Consider the following 2375-nt stretch of genomic DNA (forward strand, 5'->3'; position numbering starts at 1 on the left):
CGGCCAGCCGCGCGCCCGCCGCGCCGCGTCCGCCGCGCCCGCGCCCGCGCTCCGTTCGCTCGGCGTGGCTGCGCGGCGGCGCGCGAGACTGCATTGCGCTGACGAGTCGGTTGCAGGATGTCGCCGAGTTGTCAGCGGCATGCAGTTTCGCGACGCCGTGAGCGATTTGTGGGCCCGTCGTGGGCTGCTCGCGTACCGGACCGCGCCCGGCGAACCCGCGCGCGGTCCGGCTCGGCGTGGCTGCGCGCGAGACTGCGTTCCGCTGACGAATCGGTTGCAGAATGTCGCCGAGTTGTCAGCGGGATGCTGTTTCGCGACGCCGTGAGCGATTCGCGGGCCGGCCGTGGGCCGCTCGCGGGCTGCTCGGGTACCGGACCGCGCCCGGCGATCCCGCGCGCGGGCCGGCTCGGCGTGGCTGCGCGTGAGACTGCGTCGTGCTGACGAGTCGGTTGCAGGACGTCGCCGAGTTGTCAGCAGGATGCTGTTTCGCGACGCCGCGCGCGATTTGCGGGCTCGTCGCGGGCCGTCGTGGGCCGCTCGCGGGTTGCTCGCGTACCGGACCGCGCCCGGCGAACCCGCGCGGTCCGGCTCGGCGTGGCTGTGCGCGAGACTGCGTTCCGCTGACGAGTCGGTTGCAGGATGTCGCCGAGTTGTCAGCAGGATGCTGTTTCGCGACCCCGGGCCCGGGCCCGGGGTCGAGCCCGAGTCCGCGCCCGCGCCGAGCCCGCGCCGCGCCCGCGCCGGGCCCGCGTCCGCGCACGCCGCGCCCGAGACGCACGAAGGCCCGCCCGGGGAGCCGGGCGGGCCTTCGTGATGGTCGGTGCGATCAGAGGTTGATCATGTGACCCGTCAGGCCGTGGAACGCCTCTTGCAGACCCTCCGACAGCGTCGGGTGGGTGTGGACATTGCGAGCCGCCTCGAGGGCCGTGAGGTCCCACTTCTGCGCGAGGGTGAGTTCGGGCAGCAGTTCGGACACGTCGGGGCCGATGAGGTGGCCGCCGATGAGTTCGAGGGTGTCGGCGTCGGCGACGAGCTTGACGAAGCCGACGGGCTCGCCCAGGCCGTTCGCCTTGCCGTTGGCGGAGAAGGGGAATTTGGCGACCTTGATGTCGTGTCCGGCGTCGCGGGCCTGCTGCTCGGTGAGGCCGAACGAGGCGACCTGCGGGTTGCAGAAGGTGGCGCGGGGCATGTTGCGGTAGTCGCCGAGGGTCTGGGTCTCGGCGTTTGCGATGGTCTCGGCGGCGACGACGCCCTGCGCTTCGGCGACGTGGGCGAGCTGCAGCTTGGCGGTGACGTCGCCGATGGCGTAGATGTGCGGCACGTTGGTGCGCATGTGGTCGTCGATGTCGATCGCGCCGCGCTCGGTGAGCTTCACGCCGGTGTTGTCGAGACCGAAACCGTCGACCTTGGGGGCGAAGCCGATGGACATGAGCACGCGGTCGGCGTCGATAGAGCCGGTCGAGCCGTCTTTGGCGGTGTAGGCGACGGTGACCTTGTCGCCGTGGTCGGTGACGGAGTCGACCTTGGTGGAGGTGAGGATGTCGACGCCGTAGCCCTTGTACTGCTTCTGGATCTCTTTGGACACCTCGGCGTCCTCGTTGGGCAGGGCCCGGTCGAGGAACTCGATGATGGTGACCTTCACGCCGTAGTTGGTCATCACATAGGCGAATTCCATGCCGATGGCGCCGGCGCCGACGATGACGATCGACTTCGGAAGCTCGCGGGTGAGGATCTGCTCTTCGTAGGTGACGACGTTCTCGCTGAGGGTGACCCCCGGCAGCAGACGCACGGTGGAACCGGTGGCGATGATGACGTTGTCGAAGGTGACCTGCTCCTTCGAGCCGTCGGTCAAGGTCACGTCCAGCGTGTGGTCGTCGGTGAAGTGACCGCGACCTTCGTACTCGGTGACCTTGTTCTTCTTCATCAGGTAGTGGATGCCCTTGACGTGGCCGGCGGCGACCGTGCGGGAGCGGTCGAACGCCTTGCCGAAGTCGAAGGTGACGTCGCCGGAGATGCCGAACAGGTCGGCCTTGGCGTGGAACGTGTGCGCGAGGTCGGCGTTGCGCAGGAGGGCCTTGGAGGGGATGCAGCCCACGTTCAGGCACACACCGCCCCAGTACTTCTCTTCGACGATCGCGACCGACAGTCCGAGCTGTGCGCCGCGGACGGCGGCGACGTACCCGCCGGGACCCGCACCAAGAATGACCAGATCGTAATGAGGCATGGCTCCAGCCTATCGCCCGGAGGTCCCGCGGTCGGCGGTGTTCCCCCGCCCGCGAGCGGCGAAGACGTACACCAGGACGCCGGCCACGACGACTAGCGCGACGGCGAGCAGGATCCACGGCAGCGGAGAGGTCGCCGAGGCCGTCTCGGCG

Annotated in this window: 1 protein-coding gene; it reads right to left on the reverse strand. The window is 69.5% G+C overall.

Annotated features, from left to right (window positions below):
- Positions 1 to 826: 826 nt before the first annotated feature.
- Positions 827 to 2224, reverse strand: a complete 1398-nt coding sequence (gene lpdA / locus DBR36_RS16450) for a dihydrolipoyl dehydrogenase (RefSeq protein ID WP_108320773.1) — start codon at positions 2222 to 2224, stop codon at positions 827 to 829.
- Between the last annotated feature and the right edge of the window lie 151 nt (positions 2225 to 2375).

Source organism: Microbacterium sp. HMWF026 (assembly GCF_003061325.1).
In the GTDB taxonomy this organism is placed as follows: domain Bacteria; phylum Actinomycetota; class Actinomycetes; order Actinomycetales; family Microbacteriaceae; genus Microbacterium; species Microbacterium testaceum_E.